This is a genomic window from Burkholderia sp. Ac-20392, from assembly GCF_017104585.1.
Classification (GTDB): Bacteria; Pseudomonadota; Gammaproteobacteria; order Burkholderiales; family Burkholderiaceae; genus Burkholderia; species Burkholderia lata.
Genome location: NZ_JAAGPB010000061.1, coordinates 1 through 17,784 on the forward strand (window position 1 = coordinate 1; position 17,784 = coordinate 17,784).

The following is a 17,784-nucleotide window of genomic DNA, read 5'->3' on the forward strand; positions in this document are numbered from 1 at the left end:
TCCGAGGATCAGCTCGCTTCCATCAAGCGCCCACACTTATCGGCTGTTAATTTTTAAAGAGCATTCTGCGAGGAACTTCGTGTTTCTCAGCAGCGCTGCGTTTTCAGCAGCAGAGAAGCGAGATTATCAACCGTTTTTTCAAACTCGTCAACAACTTTTTTAACTACTTCGTTGCGACGACTGCGGTTTAATTCCATTTGCGCTGGAGTCTTTAAAACCGACATCAACAGCACCGCTTCCCTTCTTTCCCCCGCGCTGCGTTTCCGTTAGCGCGAAAGAGGCGTGATTCTAAGCACCCGTCTCAGTCTTCGCAACCCCTTTTGTGAAATTATTTTGACATGGGGTGCCGGGGGCCGCTGAACCCCTCCAATGTTCATATATATGCGACGCGGCAGAAGCAGCCCCGGTTGCCCGTGAACTGCCCCGCCGCATCGAACGCCACCCTCCGTCGCTCACCGCCCCACCATCGCCCTCACTACGCCGTCCCGTCGAATCAGCCCGTGATACAGCGCAGCGGCAAAGTGCGCGAGGAACGTCGCGAAGAACAGATACGCCAGCACCCGGTGCGCGACCCGGAGCCAGGCAAACGTCACCGGATCCGCCGCCACTATCGCCGGCAGCTGCACACCATCGCCCAGCGTCACTGGATATCCGCCGGCCGACAGCATCGCCCATCCGATCAGCGGCATTGCGAGCATCAGCGCATACAGCACGAGATGCGACCCGTGCGCGGCGACCTTCTGCCACCACGGCAAATCCTCCGGCAATGCCGGCGGCTTCGACAGAACCCGCACCACGATCCGCACGCACACGAGCACCAGCACGGCAATGCCCAGCGGCTTGTGAATCGCTACCAGAACCGCATGCCGCTCGGAAACAGACGCCACCATCCCCACCCCGATGAACAGCATCGCGATGATCATCGCGGCCATCACCCAGTGCAGCACCCGTGCCGGCAAGCTAAACGTCGTCGAAGCCTTCATCACCGTCCCTCCCCACTCAATCGCGCCACGCCTGCCACCCCGGCCTCTTCACTCGTCCTGCGCAGATACGAATCCGCATAGGCAGCCGACCGCGCCGCCAGCAACGGATCGCCCGACGCCTGGATTCCCTGCGGCAGCACCGTCGGGTCGTAATTCACATCCCTGCACGGCCCGCTGTCCTGCGCCTCCACGCGGTCGAGCACGAGCGTGCCCGCATCGATCGTCGTCCGCTGCGCGGGCCAGACCTTCGTCGCGTCGTCCACCGGATCGCCGGGTTCCGCCAGCGTGACCAGCAGCTTCCACTTCTGCGGACCGGCCGCGATCCGCTGCGTTACGTCCTGCTGCAACACGTTCGGATCCGCGGCCGTTGCGACGTCCCCGGCGCCGGCCGTCTGCTCCGGCACGACGCGCCACCGCACCGCCTGGCGCTTGCCGGCGGCATCGACGAAGTAGAACGCGTTCAACCCGTAGTAGCTCTCGGTGACGTAACTCGCGCTCGGCTTCGCACCTTTGATCCACTGCAGGAACGCTGCCGTCTCCGGATGCGCGCCGAAAAACGCCTTCACCTTGGCGGGATCGGGCTTGCCCGTCTTCGGATCGGGCCGGGTCGCCATCAATTGTGCGTAGAACGCCTGCGGCGTCGCAACCGGAAACACCGGCATCGCGTTCATCCCGGTTCGCCATTGCTCGCCGTCCGGTGCGGTGAGCCTCAGCGCGAGGCTGCGGATCGGCACGCTGCTGTCGGGCGCATACGGATTCCCGCCCGGCAACGCGAACCGCCCGACCACCGGCGTACGCACCGCCTTGAAGAACGGCGCGACCGAATACGCGCTCGCGGCGCCGTTGCCTTCGAAGTAGCCGGTCACGCACACACCTTTCGCGTGATTGCGCCGGAAGCCCGGGTGAATACCGCCGCCGGCCGTCTGCAGCGCATCGACGATCCGGTGCGGGGTCAGACGCGCCGGCGCCAGCCAGCCGCCGACATACCCGAACGCCACGGCCACGCCGGCCACCGCGCCGCCGATCGCGGCCCAGCGCCACCACCCGCGCCCAGGCTCGCGCTGCGGCGAAGAAGAGGAAGAAGATCGCTCCATATATAGGCTCCCGACCGTCAGGTCATTGTCGAACCCGCGTAGGACGCCACCCGCGCTGGTTTATTCCACGAAAAGTTTTTTCCTATGCTGGTGGAATAAGCGGCGCCGACCGGCGTCCTACTTGGCATCTCGACCCTTTCGGCAATCGGCCCGGCCATGCCCTCCACCGCCCTCGACGACGACGCACTGCGCGAACTGATCCCCAGGCTGCGACGTTTCGCACTCTGGCTGGCGCGCGACGTCCACGCGGCCGACGATCTCGTCCAGTCGACGCTCGAGCGCGCGCTGTCGCGCTGGTCGAGCCGCCGCGACGACGCATCGTTGCGCAGTTGGCTCTTCACGATCCTTTATAGGCAGTTTCTCGACGGCAAGCGCAGTGCGAAGCGCTACGCGTGGCTGCTTGGGCGCATCCGCGACGACGACGAAGCGCACTGGCCGTCCGCCGAGCGCGAATTCGCGGCGCGCGCGACGCTCGAAGCATTCGGCCGGCTCTCCGACGAGCAGCGCAGCCTGCTGCTGCTCGTCGCGGTCGAAGGCTTCACGTATCAGGAAGTCGCCGACCTGCTCGACATTCCGATCGGCACCGTGATGTCGCGGCTCTCCCGCGCGCGCCAGGCGCTGCGCCAGCTCAGCGACGGCGAGCTTCCCGCCCCTTCTCTGCGATTGATGAAGAAATGAACACGCCTCCGAACGAACACGACCTTCAGGCCTACGTCGACGGCCAGCTCGACGACGATGCGCGCGCCGCAGTCGAGCGCTATCTCGCGCTGCATCCGGAGCGCGCGGAACAGGTGAAGCAATGGCAGCAGGATGCGCAACGGTTGCGGGCCGCGCTCGAGAGCGTGCGGATGCCGGCGGATAACCCCGCGCTGGATCCGGCGGCGATTCGCGGACGGCGCATGGAGCGCACGCGGATGCGGTTCGCGATGGCGGCTTCGTTCGTGTTCTGCGTCGGGCTGGGGACGCTCGGTGGCTGGCAGGCGCGCGGTTGGAACGCGCCGCCGCCCATCGCGCCGATGAGCGATGCGGTCGAGGCCTACCGGATGATGGTGGTCGATCAGACGGCGAAGGTGGATTACCGGCCGACGGGTGCGGGAGATTTGCAGGGGTGGCTCACCCGGCGCGTGGGCGCGTCGGCGAAGCTGCCGGATTTGAGTGCGGCGGGGTTCAGGGCGGTCGGTGGGCGGTTGTTCACGACGGACAGCGGCGCCACGGCTGCGATGGTGCTCTATGAGGACGCAGCCGGAAGGACGCTGAGCTTCTATATGCGGCCTGCGGAATCGAAACATCGGCTGCTGCCGGCCGGGCAACGCGTGGATGGTGCGCTGCTGGCACGGTACGGGTCGGTGAACGGGCTCAACTATGCGGTGGTCGGGCCGGCCGGGAGCCTCGCAGAGAAAGCGGTCGTGCAGGCGCTCGATCAGCAGACTTGAGTGGTGCGGCGCGCCCGTCTGGCGGTCGTCGGTGGCCGCCAGCGCCCGGATCGCGCGGCTTTGCCGGGTTGAAAGCACACCCGCTCACCGTGCGAACACACAGCGTTTCGATTCGCCAGAAAATCGCTTATCCACATGCGCTCTATCGTGCACCACGCTTGACCTGAACACGACACGTCCACCGTTGAAGGCACAGCGTTAAGAGTCGCTCCGGGGGCGGATATCCACATCGTGTGTCACACGAAACCGCACTTTCGATACGTCGCCATCACACTCACCAGCCGGATGCACAGCATTCCGGTTCGTTTATCGGGCTGGATATCCACAATGCTCGATACCGCGCTGCAACCCAACCCGCTCCGGTCAATTCGACGCCGCTCACACGCCACACACGGTGTCTTCTCACGCCTTCCCGCTCGCTGTACCCGGGCGTCGCGCGTCACTCACCGCTTCATTGCACAGCGTTTCGATTGGCTTCCAGCCGGGTTTTCCACATTGAACGAGGGTGCAATCTCGCGCTCCCCCCTCGCCCCCGCTCCTGCCGACGACGCCACCTGCTGTTTCCGAGCGGCGCGCAAGCATACTCGATGCCGTCACACAGTGTTTGCGATTCGTTCGGAAACGCTTGTCCACACCCATTCGGCCATGCTGTTTCACACACTGTCGTGCTACAAGTGACGCACGAACCCGCGGCAAACCAAAACGCACGCGATTCGATATAAACCGACACGACTTCGGGAATAACAACCATGACCATGTTTTCCGGCTTCAACTACGGGGGCACCTTTCCGACTCAGCGCTCGATGGCGCTGGTGCCATTTCTCACGCTGACGACATCGGGCCCGAAGATCGTACCGATCGAGTTCACCCCACTCGAATCGGCAGCGACATCGGCAGCAAACGTCTTCTGGAAAGCGATCACGGTCGGCTACGGCGCGCCGGCCGACTACGCGATCCACTGGCTGCTCAACGGCGCGGCGCTGAACCCGCCGCAGATGAACGACCTGAAGCGCCTCGCGCACGCCCGTGCAACAGCCATCAGCCGCGCATATGCATGCACCGTGCTGCCGTCCGGTGCGGCTGCGCTCGTTCCGCGCGACATCTACTCGCTCATCGAATCAACGGAGCGGACCGGCACGAGCTATCTGATGGGATGCACGGTCGCCGCGCTGTGTGCACCGGAAGCAATCAAGTGGCAGCTTGGTGGTAGCCCGACAGGCATCGATTACCTGTTCCATGCATCACTGCTCAAGGCGGCCACGAAGGCCGGGATGCCGGTCGTCGTCAATTCCAAAGGCCAGGGATCAATCGATTTTCTCGGTTTCGATACGCAATTCCACCTGCACGTGATCGAGGCGAAAGGAAGCGGCGGCGCCATCAGCTACCAGCAGATTGGGGGCGGCCTCGATCAATGCGATGACGTCGTCGACATCACGCTTGCACCTGGCATCAACATCGCACCGCGCACGAAGAGCGTATCCGCTGCTTACGTCGACGCCAATGCGGTCAACTGCATGGGCTTGCCTGTCGGACATTGTGTCCGGGCCGTGGTGATCGGACTGCCGCTCGCAGCAGCGTCCACGCAGCCGGCGCCGGCCGCACCCGTTGCCCGGGAAAAGGTGCTTCGCGAGTCGGTTGCAAGGCTGCTCGCGTTGCAGGCGATCGGCGCATGGGCCTTCGTGACTGCAACGACGAGCGCGAGCAAATCGTCCGGTGACTGGGCACGATTCCGATTCGTCCCAGATACGGATATCGCCGAACCCGTCCACCTGGCGATGCGCAAGACCATCGTCGAGATGGTAGAAGCATCCTATCAGCGGATGCGCGGGCAAATCGCGAACGCTCGACACAGGAGGCACGCGCAAGACATGCTCAAGGTGACGCTGACGGATCTCGGCATCGATCTTATGCGTGCGATGTCCGACACACCTGTGGCCCCCGACGGACTGTCGTTCTCCGGCGCCGATCCGTGGGTCGCGGTGCAGTTGTAACGCATTCGCACTACCGTCGGGAAAGCGGTTGGCTCCGTGCGCGATGTGTCGCTCGTCGCGAGCATCGCGCGACATGTGGCACCAACAGAGACCCGAAACGTAACGTCACTCACCATCAAGACGCACAGCATCTCGAGTCGTTTTGGTGTGGGATATCCACACACTCACCTGTGACTTGCACAGCGTTTCGAGTCGTCGCGGGGGCGGATATCCACAACGGAAATCCCGTTGTATCAACTGCTTCGAACGGCAGTGGCCTCCCGTTCCGGCTCGCGGAGAACAAACTACCAAGGCACGAAGGTGCCGTAGCCGTTCTCACCCATCAGCCCATCACGACCGACATCGATGCGAACGCGGTTCGTGTGAACTGCGTTGCTGTGTGAGTTAACGCAGATCGTAGCGTCATTCCAACTGACGCCCGTGTCCCGAGTGCCGGCGATTCTACAGATACTGCGACCAACGCGTCGCCCCACACCTCACAGCCTTCCGTTTCGTTCATCCGATCCCTGCACGCAGTGCATATCCTGCGCGGATCACAGTCGACGGACTGTGCTTATCCAAAGGTGTTAACACAGTTCGTATACATACGTAGTGATAGTTAACAAACCCTGTGCCTCACAGTGGATAACGTCCCTAACCCCATGAATTCTCGACCGGAAGAGGAATGCATAACCTTGGGTGAGCCACGTGAACAGCTCCGGACATCACAGAACAACTTTTCGTCGATTCACAGCCGCGGCGACATATCCTCAATCGTTCCACTGTGAATCCAGAGGCTTGCCGGATGGTTATCCAGAGGGCAATGTGGATAACATCACAGCGCACCGACGCGTTTTGCTGTGATGCAAACAGGTGAAGCCAACGTTCCCGGCATCGCCAGGCGACATCGATCGTCGGCCCCCGCGCACGCCGATTCAAAAAATTTTCACGCAGGGGCTTGTGCTCCTCAAAAACCCTCTCTATAATTCGCGGCTTCTTAGGCTCGTAGCTCAGTTGGTTAGAGCACCACCTTGACATGGTGGGGGTCGTTGGTTCGAATCCAATCGAGCCTACCAACGAACAAAATGAAGGGGTCTGGCAGCACAACTTGCCTACAGGCAATGCGGCTCGCCAACATACAAACGCCACGCGGCAACATCGCGTGGCGTTTTTCTTTTTCCGGCCGAAACAACGCATGTCGCCCCGATGCGTTGCGCGATCCACGGCATCGCATCCTTCCTCTCCGACACCTCGATTCGCCATGCAACGGCCACTGCGCCGCGCGTAGAATCGTGTGCGCATCGAAGCGGCTCTTACGACCGTCGCCCGATCTCCAACGCATCAAAACAACGACGCGCGATCTGCGCGACTGAGAGCACACGACCATGTCCGACGTCACGACCGCCACATCATCCGCGAGCAACGACGAGATCGCCGCTTACGTCGGCAAGAAAGCCGCCTGGTTCGAGAGGAAGTGGGAGATCGCCGCGTCGCGAAAGAACCGGCAGTCGTGGAACTGGGCAGCCTGTTTCCTGGGCCCGGTGTGGATGGCGTATCGATGCATGTACTGGCAGGCGGCCGCCGTCCTTGGCGCGACGCTCTCGATCACGCTGGTCGAGCTGCTGTTCTTCCCGAAATACTTCGAATCGAGCACGCTCGACCCGGTCACCATCGGGATCGCGGTCACGCTCGGCTGGTGCGGGAACAGTCTCTACAAGACGCACGTCGAGCGCCAGATCGAGAAGCTGCGCCCGAGCGCGACATCCCGCGAATCGTTGCTCGCGCTGCTGGAAGCGCAGGGCGGCACGAACTGGCTCGCAGCCGCCGGTTTCGCGATCGCGACGCCGTTGCTCGGCTTCCTGATCTACATCGCCGCCGGGGCGTATTGATCGCAAGAACCGGTGGCCGGTAAAGCAGGGCGGCAGGACGGAGAAAAGGGCGTATCGCGGCCGTGCATGCGCACGGCACCCGACATGTGATCCCGCCACACTCAATGCAGATGCTTCAACTTGTCAGGATTCCGCACGACATAGATCGCGACGATCTTCCCGTCCTCGATCTCGAGCGCGGTAGTCTGCAGCTCGCCATCGGATTCCTCGGTGACGAAACCCGGCAGCCCGTTGATGAACCCGGCCCGCACGAGCTTCGACGCATGCGTGGCGAACAGCCTGGCCAGATACTCGTGCACCTTCATCACCGGCTCGAAGCCGAACACCGGCGTGCCCGCGGCCGAGCGCTTGCCGCCGCCGTCCGCGTGCAGGCTCACGTCCTCGGCAAGCATCGCGCCGAGCGCGCGCATGTCGCCGCTGCGTGACGCCGCAAAAAACGCCTCTGCCAATTCGATGCCGCGCTGTTTCTCGACGTGGAAACGCGGACGCGCCTCGCGCACATGCGTGCGGGCCCGCGCCGCGAGCTGCCGGCACGCGGCCGGGTCACGCTGGATCGTCGTGGCCACTTCATCGAACTCGATGCCGAACACGTCGTGCAGCAGGAACGCCGCGCGTTCGAGCGGCGACAGCCGTTCGAGCGCGAGCAGCAGCGGCAGCGTGACGTCTTCCTGCTCGTCTTCCTCGACGACCGGCTCGGGTAGCCACGGGCCGATATAGGTCTCGCGCTGGTGCCGCGCGGACTTCAGCTGGTCGAGGCACATCCGCATCACCATGCGGCGCAGGTACGCTTCCGGGATGCGCACCTCGGTGCGGTCGACGTCCATCCAGCGGATGAACGCCTCCTGCACCATGTCCTCGGCATCCGCGACGGATCCGAGCATCCGGTACGCGACGCGGATCAGCGTGCGGCGCAGCGGGTCGAAACTCGCCGCCGCATCGGCCCGTTCTTCGGCGCTGCCCTTGGCCGGGTCGAGGTTCGGCATCAGGCCACCATCTTCTCAGCGGCGGCCTTTGCGTCGGCCGGATCGATCCACAGCCCGAAGCCGACCGCGAGCCGGTTCCAGCCGTTGATCACGTTGATCATCAGCGTGAGTTTCACCTGTTCCTCCTGGCTGAAGTGGTCGTTCAGTGCCGCGTAGGCCGCTTCGTGCGCCGCGTGGCCCTCCGACAGCCGCGTGAGCGCTTCGGTCCAGCCGAGCGCCGCGCGTTCGCGATCGGTGTAGCAGGGCGCTTCGCGCCACGCGGACAGCAGGTAGATGCGCTGCTCGGTCTCGCCTTGCTCGCGTGCCTCGGCCGTGTGCATGTTAATGCAGTTCGCACACGCGTTGATCTGCGATGCGCGGATCTTGACCAGTTCGATCAGCGTCGGCTCGAGGCTCTTTGCAGCGGCGACCGAAACGGTCATCCAGTTCTTCATCAGGGCAGGTGCGGCGGCAAACGGGTTGAGTTTCGCAGTCATGGTCCTTCTCCTTTCGTGTGGGTTCCGGTGATATGACGAGCGAGCCCCACGCGTGTGTGACATCGACGCGAAATTTTTTTTGAAGCCGATGAGCAGATCGGTGCGGAAGGCCGCCGGGCGAGGGTGGGCAGGGCGCTCGTCGAACGCGAGAAACGCGGCGATCGTGCTTCGCGCGCCCGTGCTGGTCAGACGAATCCGCATTCACGTCTGGGTGACGATCACGGCCGTGTGAAGGTCCGCCGCATGCATCTCCGCACACACCTCGATACGCGCTGATGTCAGCAATTGGCAGGTGATCGGTTGCTTTCATTTACATTTATCTGCCGTTTCGTCCGCATCTCGATCAGCAGCATTCACATTTCTGGCCCATACTGTTCTGCACGGGCAGATGAAGTGACGCCGCATCCGCGGCCCGGCGCGCGCGCCGGCTGCCCGACGACGCAGCAGCAGGTCGCACGTCAGCCGCGCGCATCACGCGCAAGGCTTTCCCTTTTCCGGCAACACGCAACGCAGCGAATCGCGACGTGGACGGTAAACCGATGAGCCTCCTTGCATCACAGCTTCAGCGCCGTTACCTGGACGTGCGCGCCCATAGCGTCGCGTTGACCGCGACGCTGTCCGCCGAAGACCAGGCCGTGCAGTCGATGCCCGACGCCAGTCCGGCGAAGTGGCACCTCGCGCATACGACCTGGTTCTTCGAAACCGTCGTGCTGATGCGCCGCGTGCCCGGCTACGCGCCGTTCGACGCGGCTTTCCAGTTCCTCTTCAACTCCTATTACGAAGCGCTCGGCCCGCGGCATCCACGGCCGCAACGCGGGCTGCTCACGCGCCCGTCGCTCGACGAGGTGCATGCGTACCGGCAGCACGTCGACGACGCGATGCTGCGCGCGCTGGCCGGCGCCGACGCGGCGCTGCTCGAGACGATCGCGCCCGAGGTCGTGCTCGGCCTGCATCATGAGCAGCAGCACCAGGAGCTGATCGTCACCGACATGCTGCACGCGTTCTCGTGCAACCCGCTGAAGCCGGCATTCCGGCCGCGCAACGGGACGGACGCGGGTGCGATGGCCGCGGGCGATGCCGGCGCGCAGCACTGGCTTCATCAGCCGGGCGGGCTCGTCGAGATCGGTCACGACGGCGATGCGTTCTCGTTCGACAACGAACGGCCGCGCCATACGGCGCTCGTGCGGCCGTACGAGATCGCGAACCGCCTGGTGACGAATGCGGAATTCGCGGCGTTCGTCGCCGACGGCGGCTATACGCGCCCCGAGTTCTGGCTGTCGGACGGCTGGGCCACGGTGCAGCGGGAAGGGTGGCAAGGGCCCGCGTACTGGATGCCCGATGACGACGACGTGGCCGCCACGCGCGTCCGGCGCACGTTCGGCCTGCATGGCGTCGAATCGCTCGCACCCGACGCACCGGTGTGTCACGTGAGCTTCTATGAAGCAGCCGCGTACGCGGAATGGGCCGGCGCGCGCCTGCCGACCGAGTTCGAATGGGAAACCGCGTTCCCCGCCGAAGGCATCCGGCAGATGCTCGGGCACGTGTGGCAATGGACGCGCTCGTCCTACGAGCCGTACCCGGGCTTTCGGCCGCTCGCGGGTGTCGCGGCCGAATACAACGGCAAATTCATGGTTGGCCAGCAGGTCCTGCGCGGCAGCAGCATCGCGACGCCGCCTGGACACGAACGGCCGACGTACCGCAATTTCTTTCCGCCGGCCGCGCGCTGGCAATTCACGGGAGTGCGACTTGCGCGAGACGTCTGACCAGACGGCCACGAGCGGTGGCCAGCAACCCGCCCGCGATTCGCGGCCGAGCGCGTTCGCGCGCGACCTGATCGACGGACTGTCGCGTACGCCGCGCAGCATTCCGCCGAAATACTTCTACGATGCGGCCGGCTCCGTGCTGTTCGATCGCATCTGCGAACTGCCGGAGTATTACCCGACGCGAACCGAGCTCGGCATCCTGCGCGACCGCGCGGCCGAGATCGTGCGGCGCGTCGGCCCGCATGCGGAACTCGTCGAATTCGGCGCGGGCTCGCTCGAGAAGATCCGCGTGCTGCTCGATGCGTTCGCAGGCAACTATGCGAACGCGCCGGCGCGCTACGTGCCGGTCGACATCTCGGCCGACTACCTGCACGACGCCGCCGCGCGGCTGCGTGCCGCGTATCCGTGGCTCGACGTCGCGCCGATCGCGGCCGACTACACGAAGGCCGAGCAACTGACCGAGCTGACCGCGACACCGGCGCGGCGCATCGGCTTCTTTCCCGGTTCGACGATCGGCAACTTCTCGCCGGAAGAGGCCGATGCATTCCTGCGCGATGCCGCGCGGCTGCTGCGCGGCGGCGGCTTGCTGGTCGGCGCGGATCTCGTGAAGGACGAGCGCACGCTGCACGACGCGTACAACGATGCGCAGGGTGTGACCGCGCAGTTCAACCTGAACCTGCTGGTGCGCGCGAACACCGAGCTCGGTGCGGATTTCAACGTCGACGCGTTCTCGCATTGCGCGTTCTACGATTCCGCGCGGCAGCGCATCGAGATGCATCTCGTCAGCGACATCGCGCAGACCGTGCACGTGCGCGGTCACGCATTCCGGTTCGAAGCCGGCGAACGCATCCATACGGAGAACTCGCACAAGTTCACGATCGACGGTTTCCATGCGATCGCACGCCGCGCAGGTTTCGCGCCCGATACCGTGTGGACCGACGCGGACAACCTGTTCAGCGTGCACTGGCTGCGCAGCGTCGACGATATCCGCGCGTGATGCGCACGCTGGCGAACCGCTCGCGGATGGTGCGGGCGGTTCGCTTTCGGCGCATACGCGCGCACGCCGGCGCGTGCCGATCGCCCGGTTTCGTGCAGAAAATCCCCTTTTTACCGGCCCGATGCACCGCTGCAACGGTGTTTGGAATGCTGCCTCTTCCTTGTCCCACAAGGCTTTGCGGACGGCGGTAAACGTCCGTTACCTGTCTCGCATACCCGTTTCACCTGTGTCTGTGTCCGGTGCCTAGACTCCGAACCGTATTCACATGACGCACGACACGTGCAGGGAGTCGCGAGATGAACAAGAAACTCATTCTCGGTGCAGTTCTCGGTGTAGCGGCGCTGGTAGCTTCGGGTGTCGCATCGGCCCACGTCGACCTGTCGGTCGGCATCGGTGTACCCGCGTATGCGGCGCCGGCGCCCGTCTACGTGGCTCCGTCTCCGCCCGTGATGTACGCGCCGGTCGGCTATCGCGATGACGGTTGGCGCGGCGACGGCTGGCGTCAGCGCGAATGGCGCGAACACGAGTGGCGCCGTCGTGAATGGCGCGAGCACGAATGGCACGACCGCGGCGGCTGGCGCGGCGGCCGCTGGGACTAAGCGAAACGGCTCGACTTGATCGCTACACGAGGAGAATGAAAACATGATGCCCATTCGACACATCAGGCTGTGCGCCACCGCCGCCATCGTTGCGCTTGCCACCATCGGCAGCGCGCACGCGGCGGGCTGCATGAAGGGTGCGGTGGTCGGCGGTGTGGCCGGCCACTATGCGGGGCACCACGCGGTGGTCGGCGCGGTTGGCGGCTGTATCGTCGGCCACCACATGGCGAAGAAGCACGCGCAAGAAGAGGCCGCGCAGCACAAGGCCGCCGCGCAGGGCATGCAGCCGGCGCAATAAGCATCATCGTCACCGGGGCGGCGCTTGCGGCTGGTTGCCCCGACCGGCGCGCACCACGCGCCTCATGAAAAAGGGCGGCTCATCGCCGCCCTTCGTTTTATCGCCCGGCGCCCGCCAGCGGCACCGCAGGTTCGAACAATGCGTCCGCCTGCCTGACGCGCACGAAGCGCGCCGCGCCGTCGCCTTCCACCAGCGCCCGGAAATGCGCTTCGCCGCACGCGAGCTTCGCACGCTCGTGCTCGCCCGGCACATGGCCGTCCGTATTCGGCGTATCGACGACGAAGTACAGCCGCTCGCCGCCATCCTGTTCCGCGAGCACGGCCCAGTCCGGGTGATAGCTGCCGAGCGGCGTCTGCACGCGGAACCACGCGGGCAGCTTCGCGTACAGCCTCACGCCGTCGTGCGCCTCGAGCGCATCGGCGAACGCACGCTCCGCGTCCGTCTCGCACACGACCGCCTCGTGGATCGACTTCTGCGCATCGGGCCGCAGGTTGCGCAGGTAGCCGGTCAGCGCCTCGCTCTCGAACGATTCGAGCGCATGCACATGGCGCTCGCCGAGCTTGCGGTATGCGATGCCCGCGACGAGCGCGAGCCGCTTGCAGCGGTTGATCGCATCGGCCGCGACCGCGATGAACTGCTGCGGATTCACGCGGAAATCCTCGAGCCGGCCGCTGTCGGCCAGGATCGTCGCCAGCGAACGGCGCGTGAGCTGCGTGCGGTCCTGCAGCTCGGTGAGCAGGTCGGGCAGCGGCAGCTCGCCTTCGTCGAGCAGCACCGTGCCGGCGCCGGCCACCTCGATCGCCTCGATGCCGGCCTTGCCGATGTCGATCTCGGCTTTGCGCCACTGCAGCCGTGCGCGCGCGATGTCCGGCGCGTCGTGCAGCGCGGCTGCGCAGTCGCGCACGAGCTTCGCGTTGTCGAACTCGACGCGGTACACGGTGCGATGGCGGATGCGGTCCCACAGCGCGCGGAAATCCTCGCCGAACACGACGGCCTTGCCCGACGCATCGCGCCGCAGCGCGATCGCGCGGCGCTCGTCCGCGTTGCGCACGGCAAAGCGGCCCGACAGCTTGCGCAGCGTCGCGACGATCGGTGCACGCAGCATTTCGAATGCGTCCGGCAGCACCAGCGCGCTCTGGCGCAGCGCATCCTTCAGCCGGTCGAGCACCTTGCCCTGCGCGTCGACGTAGCCTTGCTCGTGCAGGTGATTCCACAGCACGCGCGACAGCTCGACGCCGAGCGCATGCGCGGGCCCGTCGCCTTCCTGCACGGGCAGCGCGGCGAACTGGTGTTCCTCGACGATCCCGAAACGGATGCCCGTATCGGCCTCGATTTCCTTCTGCAGGTTCTCCGCGAACGACTCGTAGCGCTCGGTCGCGATCACGGTGAGCGTGTTCACGCCCGCATCGCGCACGCGTTCGCCGTCCTGGTCGACGGCGAGGCGCAGCCCGCGGCCAAGCGTCTGGCGACGCTCGCGTTCGGTCTGGATGTCGCGCAGCGTGCAGATCTGGAACACGTTCGGGTTGTCCCAGCCTTCCTTCAGCGCCGAGTGCGAGAAGATGAACTTCAGCGGCGTGTCGAACGACAGCAGCGCTTCCTTCTCGCGCATGATGAGGCCGTACGCACGCTCCGCGTTTTCGCGGGCCGCGGCGCTGCTTTCGCTCGTGTCGGTCCAGCCGCCCTTGCGGTCGATCGAGAAGTAACCGTTGTGTGCGCGCCCGACTTCGAGCGCGACGTCGACACCGTCGAACAGTGCGCGGTAGGCCGGCACGCGCGCCGCACGCGCATATTCCTCTTCGAAGATCAGTGCGTAGTCGCCCTTCACGGGCATGCCGTTCTCATCGTACTGGCGATAGCGCTCGACCGAATCGACGAAGAACAGCGACAGCACCTTCACGCCGCGTTCGGCCAGGCGCAGCTCCTTGTCCAGATGCTCGCGGATCGTGCGGCGGATCATCTCGCGCTGCACGGCAAGCGTGTCGATGTCGCCGAACGCCTCGCCGAGCGACAGGAACGCCTCGCCTTCCGGATGGCGCAGCTCGACGTATTCCGCACCCTTCACCGCATGGACTTCGCCGATCCGCAGCCCCGCGTACAGCGCGCGCTTGGTCAGGCGTTCGAGATCGTCGCCGTCGGTGGCCGTCACGATCTGGCGCTTCACGCCGGCCGTCGTCGCGACGTCGAGCTCGACGCGCGCGCTGATCGCACCGCGCCGGTTCGACACGCCCACGAGCCGCACGTACGGCTTGTTGTGTGCGTCCTCGACGATCGCCGACGCGATCTCGATCTGCTTGACCAGCTTGCGCTCGTACGCATCGACCGCGTCGAGCCGGTACACCATGTGGTGACGGTCGACGTGCGTGGCCGAATAGCGCAGCGTACAGAGCGGCGCCATCGCGGCGAGCGCTTCGCGGCCGCGGCCTTCGAGCCCGCCGTCGACGCTTTGCGGTTCGTCGACGATCACGATCGGCCGCGTCGCGCGGATCAGGTCGATCGGTTTCTCGCCGCCGGTCTTCTCGCTGTCCTTGTAGAGGTTGTTGATTTCCTTCTTGTTGATCGCTGCGACCGTCATCACCATGATCTGGATCGCCGCGCTCGCCGCGAAGTGGCGCACCTGGCCAAGCTTCGCGGAGTCGTACAGGAAGTAGTCGTACGGCACGCCCGCGTACAGCGCGCGGAAGTGATCCTCGGTGATCGCGAGCGTCTTGTGCACGCCTTCCTTGATCGCGATCGACGGCACGACGATCACGAACTTCGTGAAGCCGTAGCGGCGGTTCAGCTCGAAGATCGTGCGCAGGTACACGTAGGTCTTGCCGGTGCCGGTTTCCATCTCGACGGTGAAGTCGCGCGAGCCGGGCAGGCCGGACGGCGGCAGCCCGCCGCGCAGCTGCACGTCGGCGAGATTGCGCGCGAGCGCGTCGTCGGTCAGCGACAGCCGGTTGCCGACGCCCTGTTCCGACACTGCGAAGCCGAGCGAGCCTTGCGCGGCGGCCGTCGTGCCGGGCGCGGCGTTCGCGAGCACGCTGAAGTCGCCGCGATACGATTCCTGGCCGCGAAACAGGTCGCAGACGGCGTCGATCGCCTCGCGCTGGTAGTCGAGATCCGCTTCGAAATGCAGCCGCATCACAGGCTCCGCACGCGCTTCACGCCGTGCTGTTCGAGCAGCGCGGCGAGATTGAGCTTCGCGACGTCGTCGACGAAGCCGCTGTCGCGGAACAGGCACGTGACGTCGTGCGTCGTGCCGGTCGCATCGAGCAGGTCGACGATGCCGTCGGCGAGCGGACCCGCGTCGTCGCGCGCGATGCGTGCATCGAAGCACGCGACGATCGAGCGGCCGATCAGGTGCACGGTCTTGCCGGCCACCTGGTGATGCTCGACCGGCGTGCACAGGTCGAGGCCGAGCTTCAGCGTCAGCTCGGCGAGCAGGTCGTCCTCGGTGCGGCCGGTCTTCACGTGCTCGACGGACGCGAACAGCGCGTGGTCGAAGTCGTCGCGGCGCGGGTCCCACTCGATCACGTTGGTCGTGTCGAGCCGGTACACGCGGAAGCCGAGGTCGCCATAGCTTTCCGGGTAGTCGCGCGCGACCTGCTGCGCGGCGCGACGCAGGCGCTCCTTCGTGATTTCGGCAAGCGTCAGCGGCTTCTTCAGCTTGGTGCAGAAGTCGGCCGCGCTCTGCTGCGTCTTGTCGCGGCGGTCGAGCGCTTCGGGCAACTGCACGAGCACGTAGCGGCGCGCGCCGCCGTCGGTCGCGTTCACCTGCATCACCGCGTGGCCGGTCGAGCCGGAGCCGGCGAAGCAGTCGAGCACGATGTCGTCGCCGCGCGTGCACCAGCCGATCACGGCCGCCGCGAAATCGACCGGCTTCGGCAGGTCGAACGGGATGCCGAGCGTCTTCAGCAGCGCGTCGTCGGAGCCGGCGAACGGCAGCACCGACGGCACGTTCTCGTACATGTTCTCGTCGAGGTAGTAGATCCGCTGCGGCTGCGTGCTTTCATCGGCGCCGAATTCGATCTGGCCGCGCTCGATCAGCGCCTGCATCGTCGCAGGCGGGTTGCGCCAGCCGCGCGCCGGCATCGCGCACGGCTTGCCGGTGACCGGGTGGATCAGCGGCGTGAAATACTCTTCCGGCGCCTTCTTCTTGTTCGGCCAGGCCATCGACACGAGGCGGTACACGCGGCCTTCTTCCGACAGCCGGTCGTACATCACCTCGCCGCCGGACAGGTTGGTCTGCGCCTTCATCCACGCGCGGTACGCCTTCTGCGCGTCCTTCGGGTTGCCGCTGCGGTACACGGCGTCGTGCGCGGCGTCGAGCATGCGCTGCGCATTGCGTTTCGGGCGCTTGAGCGGCGCCTGTTCGAGCAGCGTCTCGGCGTTGCGCGCGAACAGCACCAGCGATTCGTGCTGGTACGCGACGCCGCGCGCGTCGCCCTTCGGGTTGCGCTTGTCCCACACGGCAACGCCGAGCTCGTTCTCCTCGCCGAAGATCTCGCGCAGCATCAGCACCAGCGCATGCACTTCATGCTCGTCGATGTGCACGGCGATCAGCCCTTCGTCGGACAGCAGCGCGTGCGCGAGCTTCAGGCGCGGATACATCATGTTCAGCCAGTCGGTGTGGAACCGGCCGTTCGCCTCGGTGTTGGTGCTGCGCTTCACGCCGCCCTGGGTCTGCCCGGTCATCGCCAGGTAGTGGCGGATGCTGTCGCTGAAGTCGTCCGGATAGACGAAATCGCTGCCGGTGTTGTACGGCGGGTCGATGTAGACGAGCTTCACCTTGCCTGCGTAACTCTTGTGCAGCAGCTTCATCACGTCGAGGTTGTCGCCCTCGATCACGAGATGGCGCGTGTCGTCCCACGCGACGCTGTCGTCGGGGCAGGGCCGCAGCGTGCCCGTCGACGGCGTGAGCGCGGCCTGGCGCGCGCTGCGCTTGCCATGCCAGTGGAAGCCGTAGCGCTCGTCGGCGTCGCCGACCGTGCGTTCGCCGATCAGCGCTTTCAGCACGTCGACGTCGACCGACGCGCCGCCGGGGCCTTCGGTCACGAGTTCGGGGAACAGCGCCTTCAGGCGCGCGACGTTGTCGGCGGTGAAATCGGTCGACATCGCCTGCGGGCTGGCCGCATCGAGTTTCTGCATCGTCTTTTCCATCGGAGCCCGGCCGCGCGCGCCAGGACATCGGGCGCGCTCGCAGCACCGGCGGCAATGGCCGCCCGGGCAAACCCGAAACGCTATCGAGTCACCCGGCCGAGGTCAAGCGCCGATGTGGGGCGATCGTGCTGGTATCGGCCGCGATTGCCCGCCGGAC

At 65.4% G+C, this 17,784-nt stretch carries 15 protein-coding genes and 1 tRNA gene; 9 read left to right on the forward strand and 7 right to left on the reverse strand.

What is annotated here, in order from left to right:
- Nucleotides 1-86: 86 nt before the first annotated feature.
- The 3 genes from G3N99_RS10985 to G3N99_RS10995 form a co-directional block, all read right to left on the reverse strand.
- The gene (locus G3N99_RS10985; protein ID WP_174953210.1) at nucleotides 87-233 is read right to left on the reverse strand and encodes a hypothetical protein; all 147 of its coding nucleotides are present in this window, start codon (nucleotides 231-233) and stop codon (nucleotides 87-89) included.
- A gap of 219 nt (nucleotides 234-452) precedes the next feature.
- The gene (locus G3N99_RS10990; protein WP_174940328.1) at nucleotides 453-983 is read right to left on the reverse strand and encodes a cytochrome b; all 531 of its coding nucleotides are present in this window, start codon (nucleotides 981-983) and stop codon (nucleotides 453-455) included.
- Nucleotides 983-2,077 (reverse strand): catalase family peroxidase, encoded by a 1,095-nt coding sequence (locus tag G3N99_RS10995; protein ID WP_206122407.1) that lies wholly within the window; start codon nucleotides 2,075-2,077, stop codon nucleotides 983-985. The genes G3N99_RS10990 and G3N99_RS10995 overlap by 1 nt, the downstream gene beginning before the upstream one ends.
- A gap of 156 nt (nucleotides 2,078-2,233) precedes the next feature.
- On the opposite strand from G3N99_RS10995, the gene G3N99_RS11000 reads away from it, so the two are divergent.
- The 5 genes from G3N99_RS11000 (at nucleotide 2,234) to G3N99_RS11020 (ending at nucleotide 7,369) form a co-directional block, all read left to right on the forward strand.
- Nucleotides 2,234-2,755: a sigma-70 family RNA polymerase sigma factor gene (locus tag G3N99_RS11000; RefSeq protein ID WP_174940323.1), complete on the forward strand. Its 522-nt coding sequence runs from the start codon at nucleotides 2,234-2,236 to the stop codon at nucleotides 2,753-2,755.
- Nucleotides 2,752-3,510, forward strand: a complete 759-nt coding sequence (locus tag G3N99_RS11005; protein ID WP_206122408.1) for an anti-sigma factor — start codon at nucleotides 2,752-2,754, stop codon at nucleotides 3,508-3,510. Before G3N99_RS11000 ends, G3N99_RS11005 begins: the two co-directional genes overlap by 4 nt.
- Before the next feature lie 749 nt (nucleotides 3,511-4,259).
- Complete coding sequence (locus G3N99_RS11010) at nucleotides 4,260-5,501, forward strand: hypothetical protein (RefSeq protein ID WP_206122409.1); 1,242 nt, start codon at nucleotides 4,260-4,262, stop codon at nucleotides 5,499-5,501.
- A 978-nt stretch (nucleotides 5,502-6,479) separates the two neighbouring features.
- Nucleotides 6,480-6,556: transfer RNA gene (locus tag G3N99_RS11015), tRNA-Val, on the forward strand.
- A gap of 309 nt (nucleotides 6,557-6,865) precedes the next feature.
- Nucleotides 6,866-7,369, forward strand: coding sequence for a DUF2628 domain-containing protein (locus G3N99_RS11020; RefSeq protein ID WP_206122410.1), 504 nt, complete (start codon nucleotides 6,866-6,868; stop codon nucleotides 7,367-7,369).
- Between the two features lie 101 nt (nucleotides 7,370-7,470).
- Here the strand turns inward: G3N99_RS11020 and G3N99_RS11025 are convergent, their stop codons facing one another.
- Both G3N99_RS11025 and G3N99_RS11030 read right to left on the reverse strand, forming a co-directional pair.
- Nucleotides 7,471-8,352: a sigma-70 family RNA polymerase sigma factor gene (locus G3N99_RS11025; RefSeq protein ID WP_206122411.1), complete on the reverse strand. Its 882-nt coding sequence runs from the start codon at nucleotides 8,350-8,352 to the stop codon at nucleotides 7,471-7,473.
- A complete protein-coding gene (locus G3N99_RS11030; RefSeq protein ID WP_174946547.1) occupies nucleotides 8,352-8,828 on the reverse strand; it encodes a carboxymuconolactone decarboxylase family protein in 477 nt (158 codons plus the stop codon). Before G3N99_RS11030 ends, G3N99_RS11025 begins: the two co-directional genes overlap by 1 nt.
- A gap of 539 nt (nucleotides 8,829-9,367) precedes the next feature.
- Between G3N99_RS11030 and egtB the strand changes: the two genes are divergently transcribed.
- The 4 genes from egtB to G3N99_RS11050 all read left to right on the forward strand — a co-directional run bounded on the left by egtB (nucleotide 9,368) and on the right by G3N99_RS11050 (nucleotide 12,485).
- On the forward strand, nucleotides 9,368-10,591 hold the full coding sequence (gene egtB / locus G3N99_RS11035; RefSeq protein WP_206122412.1) for an ergothioneine biosynthesis protein EgtB: 1,224 nt from the start codon (nucleotides 9,368-9,370) through the stop codon (nucleotides 10,589-10,591).
- Nucleotides 10,575-11,588 carry an L-histidine N(alpha)-methyltransferase gene (gene egtD / locus G3N99_RS11040; protein WP_206122413.1) on the forward strand — a complete coding sequence of 338 codons (1,014 nt, stop codon included), beginning with the start codon at nucleotides 10,575-10,577 and terminating at the stop codon, nucleotides 11,586-11,588. Before egtB ends, egtD begins: the two co-directional genes overlap by 17 nt.
- A 296-nt stretch (nucleotides 11,589-11,884) precedes the next feature.
- Nucleotides 11,885-12,187, forward strand: coding sequence for a PXPV repeat protein (locus G3N99_RS11045; protein ID WP_206122414.1), 303 nt, complete (start codon nucleotides 11,885-11,887; stop codon nucleotides 12,185-12,187).
- A 43-nt stretch (nucleotides 12,188-12,230) separates the two neighbouring features.
- Nucleotides 12,231-12,485, forward strand: a complete 255-nt coding sequence (locus G3N99_RS11050; protein ID WP_011350453.1) for a hypothetical protein — start codon at nucleotides 12,231-12,233, stop codon at nucleotides 12,483-12,485.
- A gap of 97 nt (nucleotides 12,486-12,582) precedes the next feature.
- Here the strand turns inward: G3N99_RS11050 and G3N99_RS11055 are convergent, their stop codons facing one another.
- Together G3N99_RS11055 and G3N99_RS11060 are read right to left on the reverse strand one after the other, a co-directional pair.
- The gene (locus tag G3N99_RS11055; RefSeq protein ID WP_206122415.1) at nucleotides 12,583-15,609 is read right to left on the reverse strand and encodes a DEAD/DEAH box helicase family protein; all 3,027 of its coding nucleotides are present in this window, start codon (nucleotides 15,607-15,609) and stop codon (nucleotides 12,583-12,585) included.
- Nucleotides 15,609-17,627 (reverse strand): site-specific DNA-methyltransferase, encoded by a 2,019-nt coding sequence (locus tag G3N99_RS11060; RefSeq protein WP_011350456.1) that lies wholly within the window; start codon nucleotides 17,625-17,627, stop codon nucleotides 15,609-15,611. The genes G3N99_RS11055 and G3N99_RS11060 overlap by 1 nt, the downstream gene beginning before the upstream one ends.
- Between the last annotated feature and the right edge of the window lie 157 nt (nucleotides 17,628-17,784).